The following is a 24,344-nucleotide window of genomic DNA, read 5'->3' as shown; positions in this document are numbered from 1 at the left end:
AATTGAGCCCCCACCGCACAAAACAGCACATTTGCAAACTCCACAAACCAATGTTTGCAAAAGAGTTGTTTTATTGCCAGCGCACCAGCTTCGTTGAAATTAAGAGCTTTAAAAAACGTCTTATTGCTGGAATGGTTTGATTTTCTTAACTTCGCCGCATGAAAGAAAAAATAAGAAGGTCGGTTTCTGATTTTAATTCAGAACTCAAACTGAAAGGATTTAATGCATTTCAAATAGAGGAAGATGGAAATGCAACAAAAATATACAGCCGAAAGGAATTCTATAAAATTTGTCTGACTACAGGTAAAAGCAAAATTCATTATGCTGACCGGACATTTGAAGCTGATGGGACAATTTTGTTTTTTGGAAATCCGCATATTCCTTATTCATGGGAAACCTTATCGAGCACCTATGTGGGTTACACATGCCTTTTTTCTGAGGATTTTCTCGACCCACATAACCGTTCCGAGAGTTTGCAACAATCGCCATTGTTTAAACTAAGCGGCACGCCAATACTTGAAATTGATACGAAACAACGTGATTTTCTGAACCAGATTTTTGGCAAAATGATTGAAGAGCAACAGTCAGATTATCAATTTAAAGACGACTTGATTCGCAATTACATCAACCTGATTTTGCATGAGTCAATAAAACTGAGGCCTTCCGAAAAATACAATCAGGATAAAAATGCAGCTTCACGTCTAACTTCTGTGTTTTTAGAGTTATTGGAGCGACAATTTCCCATTGAAAGTCCGGATAGGCCATTGCAAATGAAAAGCGCAAAAGATTATGCCGATTACCTGGCGGTTCATGTTAATTATCTGAACAGAACAATAAAGGAAGTAACGGGGAAACCAACCAGCATTCATATTTCAGAACGAATTGCCGGCGAAGCAAAAGCTATCTTGCAACATTCCGATTGGAATATATCGGAAGTGGCCTTTGCATTAGGTTTTGAATACCCAACCTACTTTAACAACTTCTTTAAAAAACACACCGGAAAAACACCAACTTCGTTTCGATTGTAAGAAAAGTTTGAATTTTATAAGTTTTGGTTTGATTGTTATTATTTAGCACGTCTAATGACATTCTATCTTTGTATCGTAATTAAAAAACGATGCAATGAAAAATTTCAGTTATTATAATCCGACACGAATAGAATTCGGAGCAGGAAAAGAAAAAAACATAGGTCAATACATCGCTGAATATGGTGTAAAGAAAGTACTCATCATTTACGGTTCTGAACGCATCAAAAAAAGTGGACTGTTTGATACGGTTGCAAAATCGCTTACCGACAAAGGTATTGCATATGAGCAACTGGGTGGCATTGTGAGCAATCCTGTAATGAGTAAGGTTTATGATGGTATTGAACTGGCAAAAGCAAGCAAAGTAGATGCAGTTTTAGCCGTGGGCGGTGGTTCTGTACTCGATTCAACAAAAGCCATTGCTGCCGGAACATTGTATGAAGGCGATGCCTGGGATTTATTTATAGGAAAAGCATCGGTTACTAAAGCGCTTAAGATTTTCGATATCATCACTTTAGCTGCAACGGGTAGCGAAATGAATCCAAGTGGCGTAGTTACTAATGAAAAAACGAAAGAAAAACTGGGTATGGGTGGTTTAACTACATTCCCAACGGTTTCGGTGATTAATCCTGAATTACAGGCTACGGTAACTTCCGATTATCTCGCATATTCAGCTTCCGATATTTTTGCACACAGTTTGGATATGTATTTCTCAGCTTCTTATTTACCGGAGTTTATCGCAGCGCATACCGAAAATATCCTTACTACCGTAATTCGTACAACCGAAGTTTTACTTGACAATCCCGATGATTATAATGCAAGAGGTGAGTTTGCATGGGCAGCAACGCAGGCATTGAACCAAAGCACATTTACCGGTATCGAAGGAAACCGATACGATACCCACTTTTTAGAACACACCCTTTCGGCAGAATACAACATTCCGCATGGCGCAGGATTATCTATTATTGTTCCGGCATGGATGAAATATCAAAAACAATTTCTACCTGAGCGTTTTGAACGTTTTGCAGATAAAGTTTTTGGCTTGAAAAGTGCCGATTCAGGAATTGAAGCTTTGATTAACTGGTATCAGAAAATAGGTACGCCGGTAACGTTAAAAGAAGGTAACATACCTGAAGGAGATATTCCTGTGCTTGTAGAAAAGTTAATGGCTATTGCAAAGTTTTGGTTGGGTAGTGAGTATTATACGAAAGAGATGGTATTGTCAGTTCTTGAAAAAGCAAAGTAATCTGATGGCAAGCGATATTTTTAAACGATTGCAAGCAGGCGAAATCATTTCACCCAGCGACCCACAGGCCTATAAAATGCGTGAGGCATCTTACAGCACGAAAAAACTGCTGTTACAGATGAACAGCACTTCTGACCCTTCTGAAGTAAGGGGTTTGTTGAGTCAAATCACTGCATCAGAAATTGATGAAAGTGTAGCAATCTTTACGCCTTTGCACATCAACTACGGTAAGTTTACCAAAATCGGTAGAAATGTGTTCATCAATTTTGATTGTGTTTTCCTTGATTTAGGGGGTATCACCATAGAGGATAATGTACTGATTGGGCCAAAAGTCAGCTTGCTTTCGGAAGGGCATCCCATTTCGCCCCAAGAAAGACATTCGCTTGTGCCACAAGCTATTCACATCAAACAAAATGCATGGATTGGTGCAAGCGCCACAATATTACAAGGGGTTACTATTGGTGAAAATGCGGTAGTGGCAGCGGGTGCGGTAGTTTCGAAAGATGTGCCTGATAATACGGTGGTAGGAGGAATTCCTGCAAAAATTATTAAAACAATTTAAAACTGAAATAAAATGAAAAGAGCAATTATATTGGCGGGTACAGTCCTAATGTTTATAGGGCAAGCTTGTAATACAAAAACAGATGTGCAAACGAAAGAGCATGAAACAATGAACAATACAGAACACTATACTTTTGAATTAAGCAATAAAGTTACCCGTGAAAAGGTTACATTCAAAAACCGATATGGTATTACCCTTACGGGAGATTTATACATTCCCAAAAATGTAGGCGAAGAAACGTTAGCCGCCATTGCCATTAGCGGGCCTTTTGGAGCAGTAAAAGAACAATCGTCGGGATTGTACGCCAACCAAATGGCAGAACGCGGTTTTATAGCTTTGGCATTCGACCCTTCATACACGGGCGAAAGTAGTGGCGAACCAAGAAATGTGGCATCGCCTGACATCAATACCGAAGATTTCAGCGCTGCAATAGATTTTCTTGGCTTACACAAAAAAGTTGACCGAAATAAACTTGGCATCATCGGTATTTGTGGTTTTGGCGGTTTTGCTCTAAATGCAACGGCAGTGGATAAGCGTGTAAAAGCTGTTGCTGTTCTAAGTATGTATGATATGTCTCGTGTTACATCAAAAGGCTATTTTGATAGTATGACACTTGAGCAACGCACACAAATGTTAGAACAATTGAGCGCACAACGCTGGGTTGATGCAGAGAACGGAACACCAAAATACCCCGAAAATGGATTGGGACAGACCAACGAAGACTCACCCCAATTTGTAAAAGAATATTACGATTATTACAAAACGAAAAGAGGTTTTCACGAACGTTCCATCAATTCAAATGGCGCATGGACAGCAACTAATTCAATTTCATTTATGAACATGCCTTTGCTTACATACATCAGTGAAATTTCGCCTCGTCCGGTTTTGATAATTGCTGGAGAAAACGCACACTCGCGTTATTTCAGCGAAGACGCGTACAAAGCAGCGAATGAACCCAAAGAATTAATGATTATTCCGAATGCCGTTCATGTGGATTTGTATGACAAGGTAGATATCATACCATTTGAAAAGTTAGAGACATTTTTTAAAGAGAATTTAAAATAGTTTGGCAATGAAATGGCAATTAATAGCGGTTGGTGTGGCATTAACTTTAATGTCGTGTAATACAAAAAACAATACTATGAACGAAAATATAATATTTCCGAAAGGACAAAAAGCAACAGAGAATTTCACAGGCGAAACCCATGTACAGATGCTGACTGTGGATGGTGCAAACTTTGATGCCATGAGTTACAATGTAACATTTGCTCCGGGAAGCCGAACCTATTGGCATTCACATCCGGGTGGCCAAATATTGTATTGTACATCGGGTGAAGGTTGCTATCAGGAAAAAGGAAAGCCTGTTCAGCATTTAAAGGCCGGCCATGTGGTTGAAATAAAGCCAAATATTGTGCATTGGCATGGTGCAGCACCAAAATTGGAATTTGCACATTTAGGTGTGAGTACCCAACTAAGTAAAGGAGGTGTTATTTGGTACGAAAAGGTGACAGATGAGGAATATGAGTTGTGCAGAAAATAATTATATCTTGTCTTGAAATAACTTGACAGATTATTACTTAATTTTTGATCGTCGTATTGTTTTTTAATCTATCTGCGATTAAACAAAGTTATTAGAATCTTCTTCCTGTTCTTTACTGTCAAAGATTCTTTTTTCTGCTCCTGCATTACAGTTTCAGGCTTAAGCCTAGAACTGTAATGCAGGAGTTTTTTACTTCTGAACATTGAATCCCACTGCCGCACATTTTTATTGGGTGGTAAGTAATCAAAACAATAAGTTTTAGTAATTAAAATTGAATTACAGGTCTGCGGAGAGTTTATTTCGTTGGTTTTCTGTATAGAATGCCTGGATGTGTTTCCCAGGCGTGATTGTGGTGATGTAGTAAGCAGATGATAAAATTGTGGGGTAGTGGGGACAGTTAGAGTTAAAAGTGTCCCAAACAAGAACCTCAATTCTATTTCCAAATAAAAGGATTTTCAATTTTTATGTATCCATAAAACAGCTATATTTAAAATTGAGTTGAGCAGATTGATAAGTTTTTAGATAAACTGACGTTATAGCCACTGCTGAGAGGTTGCAAATAATTCGACAGTAAGAATCAAAAATGGATTTGACCAAACAACAATATGATGCAGCTAATTTGACTGGAAACATAAAAACAAATATCTAACTGCACTTGCTCTATTGATAGATTTTTACAATTAGACGATATACTATGCGAATTATGGGATAACTAATTAATATTTATTTGAATATTTTAAATAAATTTTACTTTCAGTAAAAAAAATTAAAGCTATCCTATTTTCGTTATTTTTATTGCGCATTGAACTTCAGGGGTATAGGAGATAACTAAAAAAATCGAAATATGGTTAATTTCAATTCATTGCGAAACCTACACTTTCTTTTCAAAAAGAAGAAAGACCAGCCCTGTTTGGATTCCGAAGTAAAATATCGTGAAATAGTAGAACATTCACTTGTTGGAGTATATATCATTCAGGATGATTATTTTAGATACGGTAATAAAAAATTCTGTGAGATTTTCGGATACTCATACAAGGATATTGTGGAAAAAAGAAGCCCTGTATCTTTTGCTTTCGGAAGTGATAAAAATATTGTGAAAGAAAATATTAGAAAACTAATTTCCAAAGAATCAAAATCGATGGAGTATGAGTTTCGTGGAGTAAAGAAAGACGGAAGTATAGTATGGATAAAAGCTCTTGGAAATTTAATATCCTATAAAGGAAAGCCTGCCATTAGCGGAACACTTATTGATTTTACGGATCGCAAATTGGTTGAAGAAGCATTGTATATTGGAGAGGAACGCTTCCGTGTAACTCTGGAAGCTACAGAGATTGGAAATTGGGATTGGGATGTAAAAAATGATATTTGGTATGCCTCGCCCATATATTATACGATGCTTGGATATGAGCCGGTAGCCGAACCATCGGACCGAAGGGTTTGGCTTGCCAGAATACATCCCGATGACAGGGAATATGTTCGGGCTAAAATAAAGGATGTGTTGGCTTATAAAGAAGATCGTTATATTTATGAAGCCCGGATATTACACGCTGATGGAAGTTACCGATGGCTCCAGGTTATAGGTCATATTATTGAAAAAGACAACCAAGGCAGAATTAAACGTATGGTTGGCATAAGAAAGGATATTACTGACTTTAAACAGACTGAAGAAGAACTTAAAATAAGTAAAAGTCGTTTACGGGCACTAATCGATACTCTCCCCGATCTTGTTTGGGTAAAGGATCCACATGGAGTTTATTTGCAATGCAATCATCGGTTTGAGCAATTATATGGAGCTGCAGAAAAAGAAATTGTAGGAAAAACTGATTATCACTTCGTGAACAAAGAATTGGCCGACTTTTTCAGGCAAAAGGATAACGAAGCCGCTGTTGCAGGTAAACCAAGCATAAATGAGGAAGAATTGACTTTTGCCGATGGACATAAGGAAATATTAGAAACAATAAAAACACCTATATACGAGAATGATGGAACATTTATGGGTGTATTAGGAATTGGCAGGGATATTACCCAGCGTAAAAAAGCACAACAGGAATTAATCAGGAACGAAGCTTTAATTAGTGCTGCTGTTGACAATCTGCCAATTGTATTTTATTTGATAGACAAAGATGGCATCTTCAATCTTTCCATTGGGGCAGGTCTTAAAGGTCTGGGCTTGTTGCCCAATCAGGTAGTTGGGCAATCTGTTTTTGATTTATACAAAGACTCTCCCAAAACAATAGAAGCAATAAATAAAGCGTTGTCAGGTGAGTCTGCTATTTTTGAATTAGATGTTAACGAAGTACACTATTTGAGCATAGTTAATCCTATGTCAATGTCTGATAACCGGGCTGGTATTGTAGGGGTTGGGTTAGATATTACTGACCGAAAGAAAGCAGAGTCTGAATTACTAAAAGCCAAAGAAAAAGCCGAAGAAAGCGACCGGTTAAAATCAGCCTTCCTGGCCAATATGAGTCATGAAATCCGTACACCTATGAACGGTATTTTAGGCTTCGCCGGCCTGCTTAAAGAGCCGGAATTATCTGGTGAGAAACAAAAAGAGTACATTCGAATTATCGAGGAAAGTGGTGAGCGCATGCTCAACATATTAAACGACATTATTAATATTTCCAAAATAGAATCAGGAATAATTGACATTCACCTTTCCGAAACAAACATAAACAACCAGTTGCAATTTGTTTACGATTCTTTAAAACTCGATGCCTATCATAAAAAACTCAAACTCTCCTTTGTTTGTGAATTACCTGAATATAAATCTATTACAGTCACTGATAGTGAAAAGTTCTATGGGGTACTTTCAAACCTGGTTAAAAATGCCATAAAATATACCGACAAGGGAACGGTAGAGTTTGGATATGCAGTAAAAGGAGAAAAAATGGAATTCTATGTAAAGGATACAGGGATAGGAATTCCAAAAGAAAAGGTTGAAATCATTTTTGAACGTTTTATTCAAGCTGATATTGCCGATAAAATGGCACGGCAAGGAGCAGGATTAGGATTAGCCATTTCAAAGGCTTACGTAGAAATGTTGGGTGGTAAAATCTGGGTAGATAGCGAAGAATCCAAGGGCTCAACTTTCTTTTTTACACTTCCCTGTAATATTGATATAGATAAAAAAGTCAAAATCACTGCTGTTGTTCATCCTGCTGCCGAAGAAAAGAATGTAATTCCTGAAAATTTGGGATTAAAAGTATTAATTGCCGAAGACGATAAGGCCTCTGAAATGTTAATTTCGATAGAGCTGGAGAAATTTAGCAGGGAAATACTGAAGGTAAACACGGGAAGACATGCCGTTGAAACCTGCCTCATTAATCCTGACATTGATTTGGTGTTAATGGATATTCAAATACCTGACATGAACGGCTATGAAGCTGCCCGGGAAATAAGGGAGTTTAATAAAGAAGTAATTATTATTGCCCAAACGGCTTTTGCCCTTGAAGGAGATAAGGAAAAAGCCATAGGCTCAGGTTGTAACAATTATATTTCAAAACCCATCAATCCAAATATATTATTATCATTAGTTCAATCGTATTTTGCGAAATGAATCCATATAGATTAACAATTAATCTGTTGAAAATGCAGTGTGTGGATGTGATCTGGTAGCCAGCCACTAGGTTATTAGCTTAGCGGAAAAAGCTCTCTCACCACCCAGCGCCTGGGTGTGTTTCCTGTGCGTGATTGTGTTGATGTAGTAAGCAGATGATAAAATCGTGGGGCAGTGGGGACAGTTAGAGTTAAAAGTGCCTCAAATAAGAACCTCAATTCTATTTCCAAATAAAAGGATTTTCAATTTTCAGATATCCATAAAACCGCTATATTTAAAATCGAATTGAGCAGTTTGATTGGTTTTTAGACAAACTGCTGTTAGCTGTAATTTGAAAAAAACGAAATATGAACAAAATACTTTTGACGATTTTTCTATTAACATTTTGTTTTTACGGGCAAGCACAAGAAAAAACAGAAGTTTTATTGTTGGGAACTTACCATTTTGGAGGAAATACTACTGATTCCGTGAAAGTAATAAATGATAATATCCTTGGAAAAAAGAAACAGAAAGAAATTGATATTGTCTTAAATAAATTGGAAAAATTTAAACCAGATGAAATTTATATAGAAAACGAACCTATTCAACAGGTATTTTGGGATAGTATTTTTACCGAATATAAAAACGGAACAGATATTAAAATAAAAAATGAACTTTTTCAAATTGCAACAAAATTAGCTGTGAAATTAAACCTCAATCACGGAGCGACTTGTGTTGATTGGCACATTAAACCAGAAAAAACTTTTGCGGAAAAAGAATATATAAAACTGTTTGATTCTATGAATAACTACTACTCGCAAAATAACATCCCCGATGACGAACCGCAATCAAAATATGAAAAAGAAATTATTCAAAAAGTAAAAGACTTTACTAAAAGTATGGCTGATTTGGAATTAATTGATGTTTATCGCAAACTAAATTCTAAAAGTTATTTAAACGAAATGTTTTACACCAATATCACATCATTTTTAGATATAGACAAGTATAATATGAATGTGTTTTGGAGTCAAAATAATATGATTAGAAATGTGAATATTTATCAAAATATAATTCAAGATATTCTGAAAACTAAGCCCAAACGTGTTTTAGTTTTAATTGGAGTTGGACATATAAAAGCACTAAAGAATTATTTGGAAGTACACCCGACAATAAAAATTGTTGACACAGAAAAATATTTGGAATGAAAACTACAGCTAGCAAAGAACTAAGGTGAAAAACAAGTCATTTAGACCTAATTTTTCTTTTAGAATTATTCTCAGAATCTGAAATCAGTTTTATAAATAATGTTTTGTTAATTTTAAAAAACAAAAGGATAAAATACTTTTGCTTTGTATTCAAGAGGAATAAACAACACAGCAGTAACATGATTGCATATTTGAAAAAAGGAAAATCCAGCCTGCAAAAGCAGGAGTGTGTGGCTGTAAAACATCCATTTGCAGCCACACACATTACTTTTTGCCAATATACACACCCTGATTAATGATGTAGCATTTTGATACTTAGTCCTTTTTGTTCTGACCATCCTTCTTTGTCGGTAAGACTTATAAAAAAATGATAATCACCATCGTCAAATATTCCATTTTCATTACTCAATGGAATATTTATTTCTAAGTTGGTTTCATATTGTTTTAAGCCTGTTGGAATATCATAATCATTAATAAATAAAAATGGAGTAACCGGACTTTTGATTGGGTCAAGATTGCATTCCGTAACTTCGGTGCTATGCGAATGGTGGTCGAAATTGTTATGTATGTCAATACTGAATGAACCCAATTCAACATTATCGGAGAATAAAGCTTTCAGCTCAAACGATTCTCCAAAATAGATGGTATCACAACTTAACGGAAATGCATCCTGAATTGTCAAATTAATTGTTGGTTTTTCTTTGTCTATTTCTTCATCTTTCTCACAAGAGTTAAAAATCATGAGCAGAAAAAGAAGGATAAATATAGTTGTTAAATTTTTCATGCCGGATTTATAGTAAAGAGGGTGTCCAAAAAGGAATAATTTGTATTGGATTGTCATATTGCGCGAAGTCGAAACATCCGTTTTTCAAAGTGAAAGATTCTTCGACCAGCTCAGAATGACAATAGAATGATACTTTTTGGACACCCTCTAATAATTTTAAAGATTTATTACTATTGGATAATGATTTGAAAATGCCCAGTTTCCCATTGCATCTTTGCTTTTTACAAGGATATAGTAGTTGCCGGATTTCCATGCATTATCTCCCTGAATGGCAACAGGAGTCATATTGTTGTCGTTTACGGCACCCACTTTGATACTGGCTGAGAAATCAGTTTCATCAGGATCTTCAAAATCATGGGTATGAAGCATTACAATTGCCTTAGTATTGGTGATGCCTGAAACATCAGTATCAGCAATATTGTCTGTTTCATAAACCAAAGCTACTACCAAACCAGCCAATGAAATATTATCGGTAATTGAACCTGAAATGGAAATTGTTTCACCATTAGCAAAGTTCTTTCCATTTTCCGGTGATGATGAAATGGTTATTACCGGAGCTTTATCATCAACCATTGCCTCAATTGATACTTCTTCTTCTACCGTTGTCGAGTTGCCATCCATGTCGGTTACAGTAATGTGGCAATGGTATGTGCCGGCAACCGTTGTGGCAGGAATATCAACATGCTTATGAAACGTAGTGTTTTTGAGCCCGGCAAACTCATCATATCCAACTACAATTTCATCGGTGCTGCCTTCCTCCTGATGAATTTCGACTGTTATTTTGTCTATTTTCCCTTCAGCAACAATTTCTGCTTCAATATGTAAATCAGCGCCAATGTATGCTACATGGCTGTTACCGATACCTAATTCTAAATTATTGATAATAGGTTTTGGAGCTACATCATCATCTTTTTCACATGAGGTAAAAAATAAACCTGCCGCGAAAGCAATTACAATCAAAAATACTCTTGTGTTCATAATTCTAAATGTGTTTAACATATCTATTTGTTTTTTATTTTTCCTGAAAAGGGAATGGAAATATTCGCAATAAAATTTCTTCCTGGTTCAGGCACATTTATCAGCCGATAATAGCTGGTGTGATTAAAATACTTAGTGTTTAATAAGTTTTGAATCTGTAATGAAATAGTTACTTTTTGTTTTTTTATTGCAATATCTCCCCCAAATCCAATATTAACTACCTGATACCCATCGGTAGTTTTTTCTGGTGGCACAATATTATTTTGAGCTGCTGTAATCCTGTAATCAATGGATAAATAGGCTTGTTCAACAAACTTTATTTTATCCCTGTGATATTTGATATTGAAAATACCAGAAGGAGGTGGTGAAAAAGGCAGGGTAAAGCCTTTTTTTTCACCTGAAAGCTGCTCTGAATAAACATATTCGCCGATAATGCCGAATTGCAGGGATTTAAATAATTCGTAGTGTGCATGTATTTCGGCACCATATCTAAAAACCTTAGCCTGGGTGTAAAAATAAATCTGGTTTCCGTTGCCGTAAAGTCTGTCGTGTTCCGAACTAGGGTTCAAATAAATGTAATTGGAAAAATAATTTAGAAAAGGTGTGGTTTCAACTGCAAATTTCTCTGAACTATATTCTATGCCTGCATCAAGTTGATATGATATTTCAGGAGATAAATCAGCCTTACCCACCTCGTAACTAAAATGATGGTAATTGACACCATTTGCAGCCAATTCTTTAGCAATTGGCATGCGGAAACTTTTACCAATATTGGTTTTATATGACCACTTCCCGGAATTGTAATTATACCCAACAGACCATGTTAGATTTGAAAAACTACGGTGAATATTTCCTGCTCTTTGCAAATACGGCATGCTCGTACTACCACTTTCAACAACCGGGGATGGAAACCAATCAAAATATTCGTCGGTAATTATATGACCATGGTCATAACGAATACCCAATTGAACCATACTTTTGTCTGAAATTGAATGTTTTGCAAAAACAAAACCACCTATTTGCATCAGCTGATAAGCCGGAATTATAAAACCACGGCCATCAATACGGTTGTCCTGATGTTCACTGTTTATTCCAAAATTAAATTGTGTTTTATCACTCCATTGATAGGATAACTTTAGATTCCCCGAATACACATATTTTTCAAATTGTCGTTCAAGGTCGGGATTAAAATTTAATGTGTCAGGGAAAATTGGTGGCATATAACCATGATTAACGTATTGACTCCATTCCTTCCTGAAATTACGCTGAAAACCCAAATCCAGATCAAATTTCAATTGTTTCCACTGGAAATTACTTGAATTCGTGACCTTTAAATGATTTACTGTCTGATATGGGTAATGAATATCCCTGTTTGACTTATCATGCAATTCGGCATCTACATTGCGGGGTTCCAAACCATGTGCGTTGGCAAAAAATCCATTTTTACTATTTACACTGCTTACATAAAATTTGCTTTGATACCTTTTTTGCAGAATCCCAAAAAATAAATGGATGTCTTTTTCATTACCAGCTGTATTCCGCAAATGGTTTTTATACAATGCTGCCCGATATGAATAAATATCCACACTGTCAGCAGGAACTTTATAATCACCGTAATCAAGTATGGTTGCACGCACATCTGCATAGAACCATTTTTTTCTGCCATATAATGAAATGGATGTTCCCAGAAAATCATTATTCGCTTTGCCTGACAAATCAATTGTTCCGCCAAAGGAATTATTAACAGGTATTTTTCTGTTTTTCATGTCTATAACACCACCAATAGCATCAGAGCCATACATAAGGGAAGCAGGGCCTTTTATTACCTCAATATTATCAACAGCATATTGGTCAATTTCAAGCCCATGGTCTGCGCCCCATTGCTGAGCTTCATGCTTGATATTGTTTTCAACCACCACAACACGGTTAAACCCAAGCCCGCGAATTACAGGCTTCGATTGTCCTGAACCAATATCAATGCTTGTTATACCCGGCAACCTTTCAAGCGAGTTCATAAGACTACCGCCAAGGTTTTGTTTCAGATAATCGTCATTTACAATTTCAATATTGAGTGATTCTTCTTTTTTACGTGTTTCGGAATAATTATTGGTTACGACGACCTCTTGCAGGTTAAGTGCAGAAACATTTAATTGTACATTGTATGTTTTATTTCCTGTTAGAGAAATAGTATCAACAAGAGTTTTGTAACCAACAAATGAGATTTCCAGTTCATATTTACCTTTTGATAAATTATCAATGGTAAAATTACCTTTAGCATCAGTTACCGTACCTTTTTTTATAGGAAATAGAAACAAAGAAGCACCTGTTAATGGTTCATTGTTTTCATCAACAACGATACCTTTAAGTTCAAAAAATGTTTGCCCATACAAAAAACTACATAACATGCTCATGCTCAAAAAAAGCATGAAAAATTTGCTCATATAAAATTTATTGAGAGTTTAACCACCTGAAAATTAGAAGAAAATTATTCTATGAGACAAGAATGGGTGGTGCTCTTGGAGTTTTATTGGTGAATACTTGTACGTATTGCTGTACTGCAGCTACTTGATTGTAAGAGTAGGCCAATACAGGAATTTCTGATTTTATAACGGAAAGTTCAGGTAAATTATTTATTGAAAATTGATATTCACATATTGGACATGCGTTTTCTTTTTCCGATAAATTTTCAGTACTCGTATGGGAATTCTTATCAGATGATTCTGCATGACAAAGGTGATGTTCGCATTTATAACCATGCGCATGATGCCATACGATATGAACCGATTGAAATGTAATTGGAAAAAAGAAAATTACAAACAATATGAAAGCAATATGTTTTCTAAGCTTTATCAATTGTTTTTTTGATTTTTACAATTTGAACAAATCCCTTTTATTAAAACCTCTGTTTCAACATCAGAATAACCATCTGGTAATTGATATTTTTGTACAGGAACATCATTCATACATTTTACAGTATTACATTCATTGCAATAAAAATGGGCATGTTCATCTTTTTGTGTTACAGTATTATCCAGAGCATACTTGACCAATTGATTATCTACAATAATTTTATGGATTATTTTATGCTCTTCAAGTGTTTTGAAAGAGCGGTAAAAAGTAGTTCGGTCGTAATTACCAACCAATTGTTCTCTGATTTCATTTTCAGACAGAGCTTGGTTAGCTGCTGTTATTACATCAATAATTCCCTCTCGGCAACTTGTTCGTTTTAGATTGTACCTGTTTAGTATATCAACAGCTTTCATAAATGCAGATGTGTTTTAATTGCAACAATGATGCAAATGTAAAAAGAAATATTGAAAAAACGATAAGAAAAAATATTAATTTTAGCACATTATCCCTTCGCATCTAGGCACATGCTGTAAACGCTCTATACCAGCACGCAAACCACATTTTTGGAAAGAGCCTTTAGTTCGTTGCGTTCCAAGACAGGAAAGAATGATGAGACTGCAAAATAAAATTCATAATTGATGGATTGATAAACGGCCAGTATACAATCGTAGGTTGCACTAAGCTATTAGTTTAGTAGAAAATTTCTCACACCAGACACTTCACAAGATTTACATAGGCTATGTGGGTTTGTATATAAATAATTTTTAACATCAGGTATTTTTGAAGGCTTTCCCCTGCATATACAGTCCCGAATGATCGGGATTAGGTTGTGAGAAGATTCGATTAGCATTTTCGACAGCAAAAATCGGTTACCAATTACCGGCTATCACTTTTCTGATTGTTATCAACTAGGGTTTCAGACTATGAATTGAAACAAATTTGTTTTATCCCCGCTACCTCACTCTTGTACCGTATGATAAGTAAAATAATAAATGCGGGTACGAGCCGTAATTATAAATTTTGCAATCCGAGAGAGATTTCACAGGCTTTGATAAAATCGTGTGGTTGAGGTGTATTAGGACAGCTTACCGATACGGTTTACAAATTACCAAGTATTTTATCCATAACCCAACTGGTATGGGCTGCAGTTTCTCCGGTAGATGGGTGTTTGCTGTAGCCTAAAAGATCTTCTTTCATATTTTCAACATGATAAATCTGAATGTTTTCCGGATTTTCGATGAATAGTTCCTTTGTGCCATTTTCGTTTGTCAGCAAGAGTGGGGCATCGTCGAAAATAGAAAATTCAATTTTACCTCTGCTGCCAAATATTTCCACTCGATCTTCTCTTTGGCTGCAGCCAAAATTCCAGCTTCCTGTTCCGGCAATGCCATTTTCGTGCAGCCAACAAGCTGTTACAGCATCTTTTGCATCATACAGGCCTTGCTGGTTCGTACTGAGGCCAGCTACTGTTTTTATATTTCCCAGCAAATAAATAAACAAGTCGATTCCATGGCTGGCTAAATCGTCGAAGTAGCCACCTGGTGCTATTTTCGAATCGGTTCGCCAATTGTATTTGCCAGACAAATCCATTTCGTTTGCCGGCTTACTCAAATGCCATCGGATATGTCTTACTTCTCCAATTGAATCATTTTCAAGCCATGTTTTTACTTGCTGAAAACGAGGCAGGGAACGGCGGTAGTAAGCTGCAAATAAGGGGAGACTTTTTATTTTAAATGCTTCACAGATTTCCAGACAGTCCTGATGACTTGGAGCCAGTGGTTTTTCTATGCAGCAAATTTTCCCTGCTTCAGCAACTTTTAGAGCGTAATATTTGTGCGAATCAGGAGGTGTAGCAATATATATAGCATCAATTTCATTGTCATTAATTAATTCGTCAGCATTGGTATAGAACTTAGTAATATGATGTCTTTTTGCATAATCCTGCACTTTGTCTGCATCGCGGCGCATAACAGCCCTAATTTCGAATCCGTCTGTTTTTTGATAAGCCGGGCCGCTTTTAACTTCGGTTACATCACCGCAACCCAATATTCCCCAACGTATTATTTTAGTATCTGAATTCTTCATTTTGTCTGGTTTGATATGTGCATTTCAATGCTAATTAGCTACGCAAGATAGGGATTTTTTGTCTTTTGAAACAGAAGCCCTTCCATGTTTTTATTTTGAGTTTTAAGTCCCTGAAATTTGTATGGCGGAACTATTTTAGAATGCGGAATCTTTGAGAAGATCATATATTTTGTATTTTTGAATGCCATTCAAGTCCGTTGAAACAAATCAAAACTTTAAACAATTCTAATGATTCAATTACGAGTAAAAATTATGGCCTTTAAGGAGGCTGAGGCCAAATACATTGAACTGGGCAAGAAAAGATTTTCGGACATGCTTCCCGATCTTGAAGCAAATATTCAATTTGTTGAAGATGATGCGGATATTTTATTTATTTTGAGTGGCGGGAGCGAACAAGCCGCTAAATTATTGGCAGAAAAAAACAGATTTTATATTATTCTGTCGAATGAATTGGACAATTCGAATGCAGCGGCTCTGGAAATTAAAGCGTGGATGAATCGCGAAGGGATAAGTTCTGTATTGCTTTCGAATCCGGAGGAAATGAAAGCGTATATGTCAAAGTACATAGAAGTAACTTCGGCTATTGAAGCTCTAAAGGGAAAGCAGCTGGGTTTAATTGGCAATGTTTCCGATTGGCTGATTGCTTCAAGTGTTGAGAAGAATGTCTTGATGAGTAAGTTGGGAATCAATTTGAAACAAATTGATTGGAAAAGCCTTTGCAGCTTCGAGGATGCTGAAATTAACAATGATTTTTTAAGCAAATTTGAATATACAGATCATCAGGAGAAACTGAATGCTTCGAAAATTTACAATATCCTGAAAGATTGCGTTGAAAATGAGAAATTGGATGCCTTAACCGTTGAGTGTTTTCCTTTGGTCCGTCAAAAATCGGTAACTGCCTGTCTGGCGTTGTCTCTTTTTAACGATCAGCAAATACCTGCGGGCTGCGAAGGCGATTTGGCCAGTATTGTGGGAATGATGTTTGCCAAAGAAATTTCCGGTTCAATTCCGTGGATGGCAAATGTTGCTAAAATATCTGAAGAAGCTGCTTTATTTGCTCATTGTACAATCGGAACCAATTTATTGTCGGATTATAAAGTAACGACCCATTTTGAAACAGGTTTGGGAACTGCGATTCAGGGAATGTACCGTTACAATGACATTACTGTTTTTCGTTTCAACAGCGAATTAAACAAGGCTTTTATCACCACAGGTGAAGTTTTGGATCGTCCGGGATATGCAACAGCATGCCGCACGCAAATTGAGGTAAAGCTTCCACAAGCAGCAATCACTAAATTAAAAGAAAATCCTTTAGGAAATCATCATCTGATTTTACAAGGGAATCAGCTTGAGAAACTACAATTGGCCTGTGGTTTATTGGGAATTGAATTGATCTAGATAATTCAAAATACGAAAAAGGAACACCATTGTGATGTTCCTTTTTTCAATTGAAATTAGTCTGTGTTTATTTGGTAGGAGTAGTTTTTACTTTTATGCATGATTTTCTGTGAGATGATTTATCTCTTCTTTGATACAAACTAATTCTGTTATGTCTTCCAGAATCATAATGATGTATTTTTCTTTTTGATAGGGAAACAGGCGTGTTGAAAACTGTAAATGTTTGTCAACCTTTACACCTTCAAAATTAAAAAATGGTTTCGTAATTTTTTCGTTGAAAACAGCCTCATTACTTGCATAAGATTTAAGTGCCGAGATTCGTAATTCACAGGCTCTGCACATGCTCGTATTACCACATAGTTCCTGTTCGTCTATTTGATATGCACAGCCTATTACTTCACCACATTTTCGATATAGTAAATTTTCATTTTTTTTATTGGAAAATATGCTTAGCAATGGATCGTTATAAGCCCGTAATTTAAGATCCTTATCCAATAGCATAATACACGAACTAATGTTATTTAGAATCAGATTTAAAAATTCACTCGATTTGCTCAGTTCGCTAAACCGTTCATTTGTATGTGTGATGTCTGTTTTCATAGCAATTTTTTTATCATCAAAATCATCGTATTTATACCCAATTCGGATAGTTCCATCTAAATTACGAAATTTTATGATAATTTCAAAATGTCAGAAAGCAATATTGTATGTTGTGATTTATTTCAGATAAGCTGACATTAATAAATTAAAAGAGAGTGTCCAAAAAGGAATATTTTGTAATGGATTGTCATGTTGAAGTCGAAACATCTGTTTTTCTAAGTGAAAGATTCTTCGTCCCGATTCATCGGGATCAGAATGACAATGGAACTATGCTTTTTGGACACCCTCATGATAAATTAGGAGACAGCACTAAAAATCTTTAACAGGATGCTTCCTATTATTTTACATTCATTACTTGTACTTGTCTCTTTGGAAAAATTAGAGATTAGTGTTTGTTCAGAATTTGATTTATTGAGCTGAATAACTAAACATGAGTTAGTAGTAAATACAGCGATGTTGTTCCAATGAAAATCCAAAGTAGAATTCCCATGATAAAAGCATTGCTGCCGGTTTCCCTGATTTCAGAAACAAAAATACTTGAACCTATAAATAGTAGGGCGATGATCATTCCTTTTTTGCCCAACCAATTTAAGATTGCAAAACCATCGTGCCATTGTGGAACTAAGTGAGCTGTAATAATTGCCAATACAAATACGCCGATGAACCAAGGTATTTTTATTTTACCGGATTCTGTGTTTTTGTTGAAAATTGCAAATACAATTGAAACAGGAATGATCCAAAGGGCTCGGGTTAGTTTAACCGTAGTCGCAATTTCCAAAGCTTTTTCACCATATGCAGATGAAGCACCCACTACAGAACTGGTATCGTGAATCGCGATTGCCGACCAAAAACCAAATGTTTCCTGACTCATTTCAAAATAATGTCCGATGATAGGAAATAAGATCAATGCGACAGAGTTTAGCACAAAAACAACAGCCATTGCAAACAAAACCTGCTTGTTTTTTGCATTAATAACCGGTGCAACAGCAGCAATGGCACTGCCTCCGCAAATAGCAGTTCCTGCAGCAATTAATATGCTTGTGGCTTTTTCCACCTTAAAAAGTTTACCGAGTAACAAACCAATACTGATGGTTGATATTACCGACATGGCCGTAAAACCAAAACCTGATTTAGAAGCTTCTATTACCAGAGTCAGATTCATGCCAAAACCCATTAGAATGATGGATGCCTGTAAAACAGAAGATGTGTATTTGGTAAACCGGGCGGTTTTAATCCCAAACATAGAAAAGAAGAGTCCGGTGATTAGAGCAATAGCTGGTGAAAAGCCGGGCATAAAGCAAAGTGCAATGCCGATGAAAAATAAGTAGCTGGTTTTTTTAGAGAATTGATACATTTGTTTTGTTCTTTGATTTCAGGAACAAAAATACGATGTATGAATAGCTTATGGAAATTGTAAATTATTATTATATATAACTAAAAGTTATAATGATGAAGTAGGTCTATAAATAAACCGGGGATTTTTAACTCAGAGCCCTGACGCGATGCCAGTCTTAGTTTCCTATGAATATTTAATTCACTTACATTTAGTTTGCAAAGACTTTTCAGTTGCATTTCCTTCTTAACAGACTTTTCGGATATCAGGGCAATACCATCAAAATCACAAAGAAAATTTTTAATTGCTTCGGTACTTCCCAGATGAATCAGAATGTTTAGTTTTTCCAGATCTATATTTTGCTTAGCGAGTGTTTTCTGAATAACCTGCAATGTTCCGGAACCTTTTTCCCGCAGCACCAATGGTATTTCCAGAATGTCGGTTAGTTTAATGTTTTTGCGTTTTGCATATACACTTTGTGTTCCTGTAACGGCAATAATTTCATCATCCAGAAAATCCATGTATTTGATGTTGGAATTGGACGCTTCATTTTCTACCAGAGCCAAATCTATTTCATTATCGAGCAGTTTTTGCTCCATTTCAAAAGAATTGCCGTTGAATAAATCGAGTTTGATTTTGGGATATCGTTTATGAAAGGATGCAATTACCGATGGAATAAGGTATTGGGAAATGGTAGAACTGGCACCAATTCGCAAAGAACCATTAAAAGCCTCATTTAATCTGCCCAATTCATATTCCAAATCACGATACTGCTGTTTGATTTGTTTAAGACTGCGATACACCAATTTACCGGACTTGGTTAAATAAACTTTGTTTCCTTTTCGTTCGAAAAGCGCGGTATTTAATTTACTTTCCAATTCTTTAATGTGTTTGGTAACTGCAGGCTGGCTGATGAACAGTTCTTCGGCGGCTTTCGAGAAATTTAGGTTTTCTGCCACAGCAATAAATACTTCGTCCCGATAATCCATGTCTTATCCTTTTAGTTTTGTTTTCAACCATTTCCATGGGAACAGTATTGATACATTTTTTTGATAAATCCGGTACTGCTCACCGTATTCTAAAACTAGTTTTTTTTCTTCTAAAAGACAGCCAATAACCAAATAAATACTAAGAATTACATTCACGATCAATGAGCTGGTATTTAAATTTCCTGCCCATATAAATAAGAAAGTTGCAGTATACCAAGGATGGCGGATTACACCAAGAATTCCGGAAGTATTTATATTTCCATCATCAGATATGGTTTTGTGATGTTCTTTTTGCTGAATCTGGCGAAAGCCTAAAAAGGACGATAGATCGTATGTACGGGAACCGGCAAAAAACAAGTAAAAGCTGAATAGGAGAATCAAAACACGCACAATCATAAAATTACCGGGCCAGATAAAAATCACCTCGCTTTTTATTGAATTGGAATACCAAATCAGTGGTAAGAATGTAATTAGCGAAAATAGATTGTAGAGAATCCGGTAGGTTCTGAATTGTCTGCCAAGTTTAGGTTTTATATAGCTGATGAACTGATTCGAAATTAAACTGCTGTGAAAAAAGCACCATAACAATAGAAATATACAAAGCAGAATATGTTGTGTTGAGATCATTGCGTAAAAGTAGGAAATAGATTTCGCTTTCATCTATTTCCTGCACTTTGAGCGAAGAGATTCTGTCTTGCTATACCAGTTATTTTATTCAACAGATTAGTTGAATGATCCGTTAATGAATGCCTTAGCTATATTTTTCAGATCTAAAATCTCAGAGAATCTTTTTGATTCACTTCCAGTTTTTATTTTTTCTCATCAATTTTAGTCGCAGGTATAAAAAATAAAAAGTACAAGAATACCTTTGTTTTATCCATTTATGAATGAGTTTTGCTTTCCTAGCTTTGTTGAATAAGAAATAGTAAATGTGTTGAATTAATAGTAAAAAGATATGAGTAAGAAATTTTTATATGTTAGCGCAAACCCAAAAGAAGAAAAGGATTCATATAGCTTAAAGGTAGGGAGAGCTTTTATTGAGCAATACAAAAAGCAAAATCCCAATCACCAGGTTACAGAACTTAATTTGTTTAAAACAGATGTTCCCTATTTAAATGCTCTGGTTTTTGATGGTTTTTCGAAGTTGCAGAATGGTGGCAGTTTAAACGATTTGGATCAAGAGCAGATGCAGCAGATTGAAAATCTAAATCAACTTTTGGAACAATTTATGGAAGCTGATGCCTATGCGTTTGTTAACCCGATGTGGAATTTTTCTATTCCTCCCGTACTTAAAGCCTATATTGATGTCATATTGCAGGCAGGAAAAACATTTCACTATACAGAAAATGGTCCGGAAGGATTAATGAAAGGAAAGAAGGCTGTTCACATTCAAGCATCAGGAGGAGTTTATTCAAATGGGGCGGGAAGTGAAATGGATTTTTCGCATCGTTATTTAAAATCAGTTTTGGGATTTATTGGAATATCAGAATTGAAATTTGTTCCTGTTGAAGGAATTGCAATGGGACTGGATATTCCTGAGATTGAAAAATTAGCAAAAGAAAAGGCGATTGAATTCGTGTCTGAATTCTAATTGTATCATTGAAAAAATAGAATTTCAAGAAATTTTACTTGAATTGTGTGCGGGTTGATCATCCTTTGGGAATGTCTTCCCGCACTTTCGTATCGTAAATCGGATAATTTTGTTAAAATTCCTTTAATTGTCAGCTATCTGGCACGCTTTAATTTTTATGTAGATTTAAAAACAACTACTTTAGTAGTTCTTAACAGTACATGGCTAAAAACAAATATATGAAGTTGGATCAGTTGAAATTAAATATAGATCATATTCCATTCAAAAAATCATTGAGTTTTCTTCCTTTAATTAATAAATTAAAGAGTGAACAAAGAAATGGAGCCGGAAATGATTCTCTTGCCAAAATTATTTTGGATGTAGTTAAAAGGAATCCTGATTTAGCAAAAACCGATTTTAATATTGAGGATGTCAGTAAGTATGAGGATGAGATTCATACAATAATGTCGTATTTTTTCACACCATCTCAATACAAAAAAGATATAGCTGTTGCAGCAAGTCCGTTCGACGATCAGAATTTTTATTTCACTCCAAATTATTTAAAAATTTATAATGATCAGAATATTGAAATTGAACATGTTGAGCAGAAGAATCAGGATGATTGTTATCAGACTTTTACGAAGTTAATATATGCTTATCTAATGATTCTTCCCAAATTCTATAATTTTCAATTGGATATGGATTATCTGTTTTTGTATCGTATGACAGATAAATTGAATGGTTTGGTGAAGTATTATAAATTGGAGTATGATGAGTCATGTATAGAAGTTACTTCTAATGGGAAGCCGCCGGAAGCCTCGGAGGAGGACATTAGAGAAATGATTAACGATCCAATGAATATGGATTTTTGGATGAAGACGATTCCTTTGGATAATTTTACTTTTTGTGGATTTATGTCATTCAAATATGTAGATGTTACTCAGATTGAAGTAATCTCATCATTAAAGTCTCAATTGCTGGAAAAATCTTCAATAATTAACCGGAATAATTTTAATGCTCTCGAACAGAATATTCGCTCATTATTAGCATTGCCAAATTTGAATTTAGGTGTACTTGCTTTGAGCATGATTAAGGGAAATGTTGAAAATCCTTCTAATTTTTGGCATGGATTCATTGATCCTAATAAATACAAGTGCGATGCATATCAGGGAACAATATATCAAGAGGCGGGGTTATCCGGTTATCCTGTTTTGATTAATGACCTTACGAGAATAGAGAATTTAAAACCTGTGGAACAAGAGTTGTTAAATCAGGGTATTAAGAATATTAGTATCATTCCTCTTTATTACGAAGGGGAGTTGGTGGGGATGATGGAATTGGGTTCAACAAAGGCTTTTGATATCAATTTCACAAAACTGCGTGTGATAAAAGACATCATTCCAGTATTTTCTATTGCAGTTCAGCGGACGAGCGAGGAATTAAAAAATAGAATAGAGGCTACAATTAAAGAAGAATGTACAGCAATACATCCAAGTGTGGAGTGGAGGTTTCAGCAGGCGGCCAGCAATTTGTTAGCCAAAAGAGATTTGGATGATCAGGTGCAAATGGAAGAAATCGTTTTTCGGGAAGTATATCCATTGTACGGAGCGATTGATATTCGTCATTCTTCGGTGATTCGAAACCGGACAATTCAAGATGATTTGGTAGAGCAATTGCAATTGGCACGAGAGGTTTTGAGAGAGGCATTTTTGGATTGTAAAATGCCAGTATACGATCAGTTAATATACAAAATTGATTATTTTATTGACGCAATTGAGAAAGGACTTTCTTCGGGTGATGAAATGAACGTTCTTCGTTTTATCCGCCATGATGTAGAATCCCTTTTTCCACATTTTAAAGAGAATGGATCTGCAATAAATGCTGCGATTGCAGAATACAATAAAAATATTGATCCAGACTTAAATATCGTTTACAAGCAGAGAAAAGATTTTGAGGATAGTTTAGCGATGATTAATGATTGCGTTATCTCTTATCTTGAAAAAGAGGAAGAAAAAGCGCAGAAGATGTTCCCTCATTATTTTGAAAAATACCGTACAGATGGCGTAGAGCATAATATTTATATCGGACAAAGTATTTCAGCACAAAAAACATTTGATCGAATCTATTTAAAGAATCTTCGCTTGTGGCAGTTAATTGTAAGTGCTGAATTAGCCCGGAAAACAGGTGCTTTAAAAAGTTCATTGCCAATTGAACTGGAAACCACAGGTTTAATTTTAGTACATAGCCAACCTTTGGCAATAAGGTTCAGACAAGATGAGAAAAAATTTGATGTAGATGGAGCTTACAATATTCGTTATGAGATTGTTAAAAAAAGGATTGATAAGGCAGTAATAAAAGGAACCAGTGAGCGCCTTACTCAGCCTGAAAAATTAGCCGTAATATTTAGTCAGGAATCTGAAATGGCAGAGTATCAGAGGTATTTGGAGTATTTGGCAGCGAAGGGCTACTTCGAGAACAATATTGAACATTTGGAGTTGGAAGATTTACAAGGAGTGTATGGCTTAAGAGCGCTAAGAGTTCAAATTAAGAACGGTGAAGAACAGAATGAAGTGCTTACTGTTGCTAAGGAATTGAAGCTGAATGAATAGTTTATGTTGCCAATAATCTTAAAAAAATTAAA

The 24,344-nt window shown here is 35.6% G+C and carries 21 protein-coding genes; 11 read left to right on the top strand and 10 right to left on the bottom strand.

The window, feature by feature from the left end:
- Positions 1-158: 158 nt before the first annotated feature.
- From ACHZAX_RS11140 to ACHZAX_RS11110, 7 genes are all read left to right on the top strand, one after another.
- The gene (locus ACHZAX_RS11140) at positions 159-1,028 is read left to right on the top strand and encodes a helix-turn-helix domain-containing protein (protein ID WP_320019170.1); all 870 of its coding nucleotides are present in this window, start codon (positions 159-161) and stop codon (positions 1,026-1,028) included.
- Between the two features lie 94 nt (positions 1,029-1,122).
- Positions 1,123-2,271: an iron-containing alcohol dehydrogenase gene (locus tag ACHZAX_RS11135; protein ID WP_320019169.1), complete on the top strand. Its 1,149-nt coding sequence runs from the start codon at positions 1,123-1,125 to the stop codon at positions 2,269-2,271.
- Positions 2,272-2,275: 4 nt separating this feature from the next.
- Positions 2,276-2,833, top strand: a complete 558-nt coding sequence (locus ACHZAX_RS11130) for a DapH/DapD/GlmU-related protein (RefSeq protein WP_320019168.1) — start codon at positions 2,276-2,278, stop codon at positions 2,831-2,833.
- 12 nt (positions 2,834-2,845) lie between these two features.
- Complete coding sequence (locus ACHZAX_RS11125; protein ID WP_320019167.1) at positions 2,846-3,898, top strand: alpha/beta hydrolase; 1,053 nt, start codon at positions 2,846-2,848, stop codon at positions 3,896-3,898.
- Between the two features lie 7 nt (positions 3,899-3,905).
- Positions 3,906-4,373, top strand: coding sequence for a cupin domain-containing protein (locus ACHZAX_RS11120; protein ID WP_320019166.1), 468 nt, complete (start codon positions 3,906-3,908; stop codon positions 4,371-4,373).
- A gap of 844 nt (positions 4,374-5,217) precedes the next feature.
- A complete protein-coding gene (locus ACHZAX_RS11115) occupies positions 5,218-7,932 on the top strand; it encodes a PAS domain-containing hybrid sensor histidine kinase/response regulator (RefSeq protein ID WP_320019165.1) in 2,715 nt (904 codons plus the stop codon).
- A 347-nt stretch (positions 7,933-8,279) separates the two neighbouring features.
- On the top strand, positions 8,280-9,116 hold the full coding sequence (locus ACHZAX_RS11110; RefSeq protein WP_101311727.1) for a DUF5694 domain-containing protein: 837 nt from the start codon (positions 8,280-8,282) through the stop codon (positions 9,114-9,116).
- A 292-nt stretch (positions 9,117-9,408) separates the two neighbouring features.
- Here ACHZAX_RS11110 and ACHZAX_RS11105 read toward each other — a convergent pair whose 3' ends face one another.
- From ACHZAX_RS11105 to ACHZAX_RS11080, 6 genes are all read right to left on the bottom strand, one after another.
- A complete protein-coding gene (locus tag ACHZAX_RS11105; RefSeq protein WP_320019164.1) occupies positions 9,409-9,900 on the bottom strand; it encodes a DUF4625 domain-containing protein in 492 nt (163 codons plus the stop codon).
- 156 nt (positions 9,901-10,056) lie between these two features.
- The gene (locus ACHZAX_RS11100) at positions 10,057-10,878 is read right to left on the bottom strand and encodes a DUF4625 domain-containing protein (protein ID WP_320019163.1); all 822 of its coding nucleotides are present in this window, start codon (positions 10,876-10,878) and stop codon (positions 10,057-10,059) included.
- A gap of 23 nt (positions 10,879-10,901) precedes the next feature.
- The gene (locus ACHZAX_RS11095; RefSeq protein WP_320019162.1) at positions 10,902-13,319 is read right to left on the bottom strand and encodes a TonB-dependent receptor; all 2,418 of its coding nucleotides are present in this window, start codon (positions 13,317-13,319) and stop codon (positions 10,902-10,904) included.
- Between the two features lie 49 nt (positions 13,320-13,368).
- A complete protein-coding gene (locus tag ACHZAX_RS11090) occupies positions 13,369-13,731 on the bottom strand; it encodes a hypothetical protein (RefSeq protein ID WP_320019161.1) in 363 nt (120 codons plus the stop codon).
- A complete protein-coding gene (locus ACHZAX_RS11085) occupies positions 13,728-14,141 on the bottom strand; it encodes a Fur family transcriptional regulator (protein ID WP_320019160.1) in 414 nt (137 codons plus the stop codon). The genes ACHZAX_RS11090 and ACHZAX_RS11085 overlap by 4 nt, the downstream gene beginning before the upstream one ends.
- A gap of 685 nt (positions 14,142-14,826) precedes the next feature.
- Positions 14,827-15,813 carry a Gfo/Idh/MocA family protein gene (locus tag ACHZAX_RS11080; protein WP_320019159.1) on the bottom strand — a complete coding sequence of 329 codons (987 nt, stop codon included), beginning with the start codon at positions 15,811-15,813 and terminating at the stop codon, positions 14,827-14,829.
- Positions 15,814-16,041: 228 nt separating this feature from the next.
- On the opposite strand from ACHZAX_RS11080, the gene ACHZAX_RS11075 reads away from it, so the two are divergent.
- The gene (locus ACHZAX_RS11075; protein ID WP_320019158.1) at positions 16,042-17,211 is read left to right on the top strand and encodes a hypothetical protein; all 1,170 of its coding nucleotides are present in this window, start codon (positions 16,042-16,044) and stop codon (positions 17,209-17,211) included.
- Between the two features lie 93 nt (positions 17,212-17,304).
- Here the strand turns inward: ACHZAX_RS11075 and ACHZAX_RS11070 are convergent, their stop codons facing one another.
- Positions 17,305-17,811, bottom strand: a complete 507-nt coding sequence (locus ACHZAX_RS11070; RefSeq protein WP_101311311.1) for a nitrogen regulation protein NR(II) — start codon at positions 17,809-17,811, stop codon at positions 17,305-17,307.
- A gap of 155 nt (positions 17,812-17,966) precedes the next feature.
- Between ACHZAX_RS11070 and ACHZAX_RS11065 the strand changes: the two genes are divergently transcribed.
- Positions 17,967-18,134, top strand: coding sequence for a hypothetical protein (locus tag ACHZAX_RS11065; RefSeq protein WP_320019157.1), 168 nt, complete (start codon positions 17,967-17,969; stop codon positions 18,132-18,134).
- 101 nt (positions 18,135-18,235) lie between these two features.
- Here ACHZAX_RS11065 and ACHZAX_RS11060 read toward each other — a convergent pair whose 3' ends face one another.
- From ACHZAX_RS11060 to ACHZAX_RS11050, 3 genes are all read right to left on the bottom strand, one after another.
- Entirely contained in the window at positions 18,236-19,165 is a 930-nt protein-coding gene (locus ACHZAX_RS11060; RefSeq protein ID WP_320019156.1) for a YeiH family protein, read from the bottom strand.
- Positions 19,166-19,245: 80 nt separating this feature from the next.
- Positions 19,246-20,133, bottom strand: coding sequence for a LysR substrate-binding domain-containing protein (locus ACHZAX_RS11055; RefSeq protein WP_320019155.1), 888 nt, complete (start codon positions 20,131-20,133; stop codon positions 19,246-19,248).
- 3 nt (positions 20,134-20,136) lie between these two features.
- The gene (locus tag ACHZAX_RS11050) at positions 20,137-20,793 is read right to left on the bottom strand and encodes a methyltransferase family protein (RefSeq protein ID WP_101311314.1); all 657 of its coding nucleotides are present in this window, start codon (positions 20,791-20,793) and stop codon (positions 20,137-20,139) included.
- A gap of 295 nt (positions 20,794-21,088) precedes the next feature.
- Between ACHZAX_RS11050 and ACHZAX_RS11045 the strand changes: the two genes are divergently transcribed.
- Both ACHZAX_RS11045 and ACHZAX_RS11040 read left to right on the top strand, forming a co-directional pair.
- Positions 21,089-21,724 (top strand): FMN-dependent NADH-azoreductase, encoded by a 636-nt coding sequence (locus ACHZAX_RS11045; RefSeq protein WP_320019154.1) that lies wholly within the window; start codon positions 21,089-21,091, stop codon positions 21,722-21,724.
- 200 nt (positions 21,725-21,924) lie between these two features.
- Positions 21,925-24,312, top strand: a complete 2,388-nt coding sequence (locus tag ACHZAX_RS11040; RefSeq protein WP_320019153.1) for a GAF domain-containing protein — start codon at positions 21,925-21,927, stop codon at positions 24,310-24,312.
- Positions 24,313-24,344: the final 32 nt, after the last annotated feature.

The organism is Labilibaculum manganireducens, assembly GCF_963665805.2.
GTDB classification, from domain to species: Bacteria; Bacteroidota; Bacteroidia; order Bacteroidales; family Marinifilaceae; genus Labilibaculum; species Labilibaculum manganireducens.
Note: the sequence above shows the minus strand (reverse complement) of the source record. Positions and strands in the feature narration are given on the sequence as shown.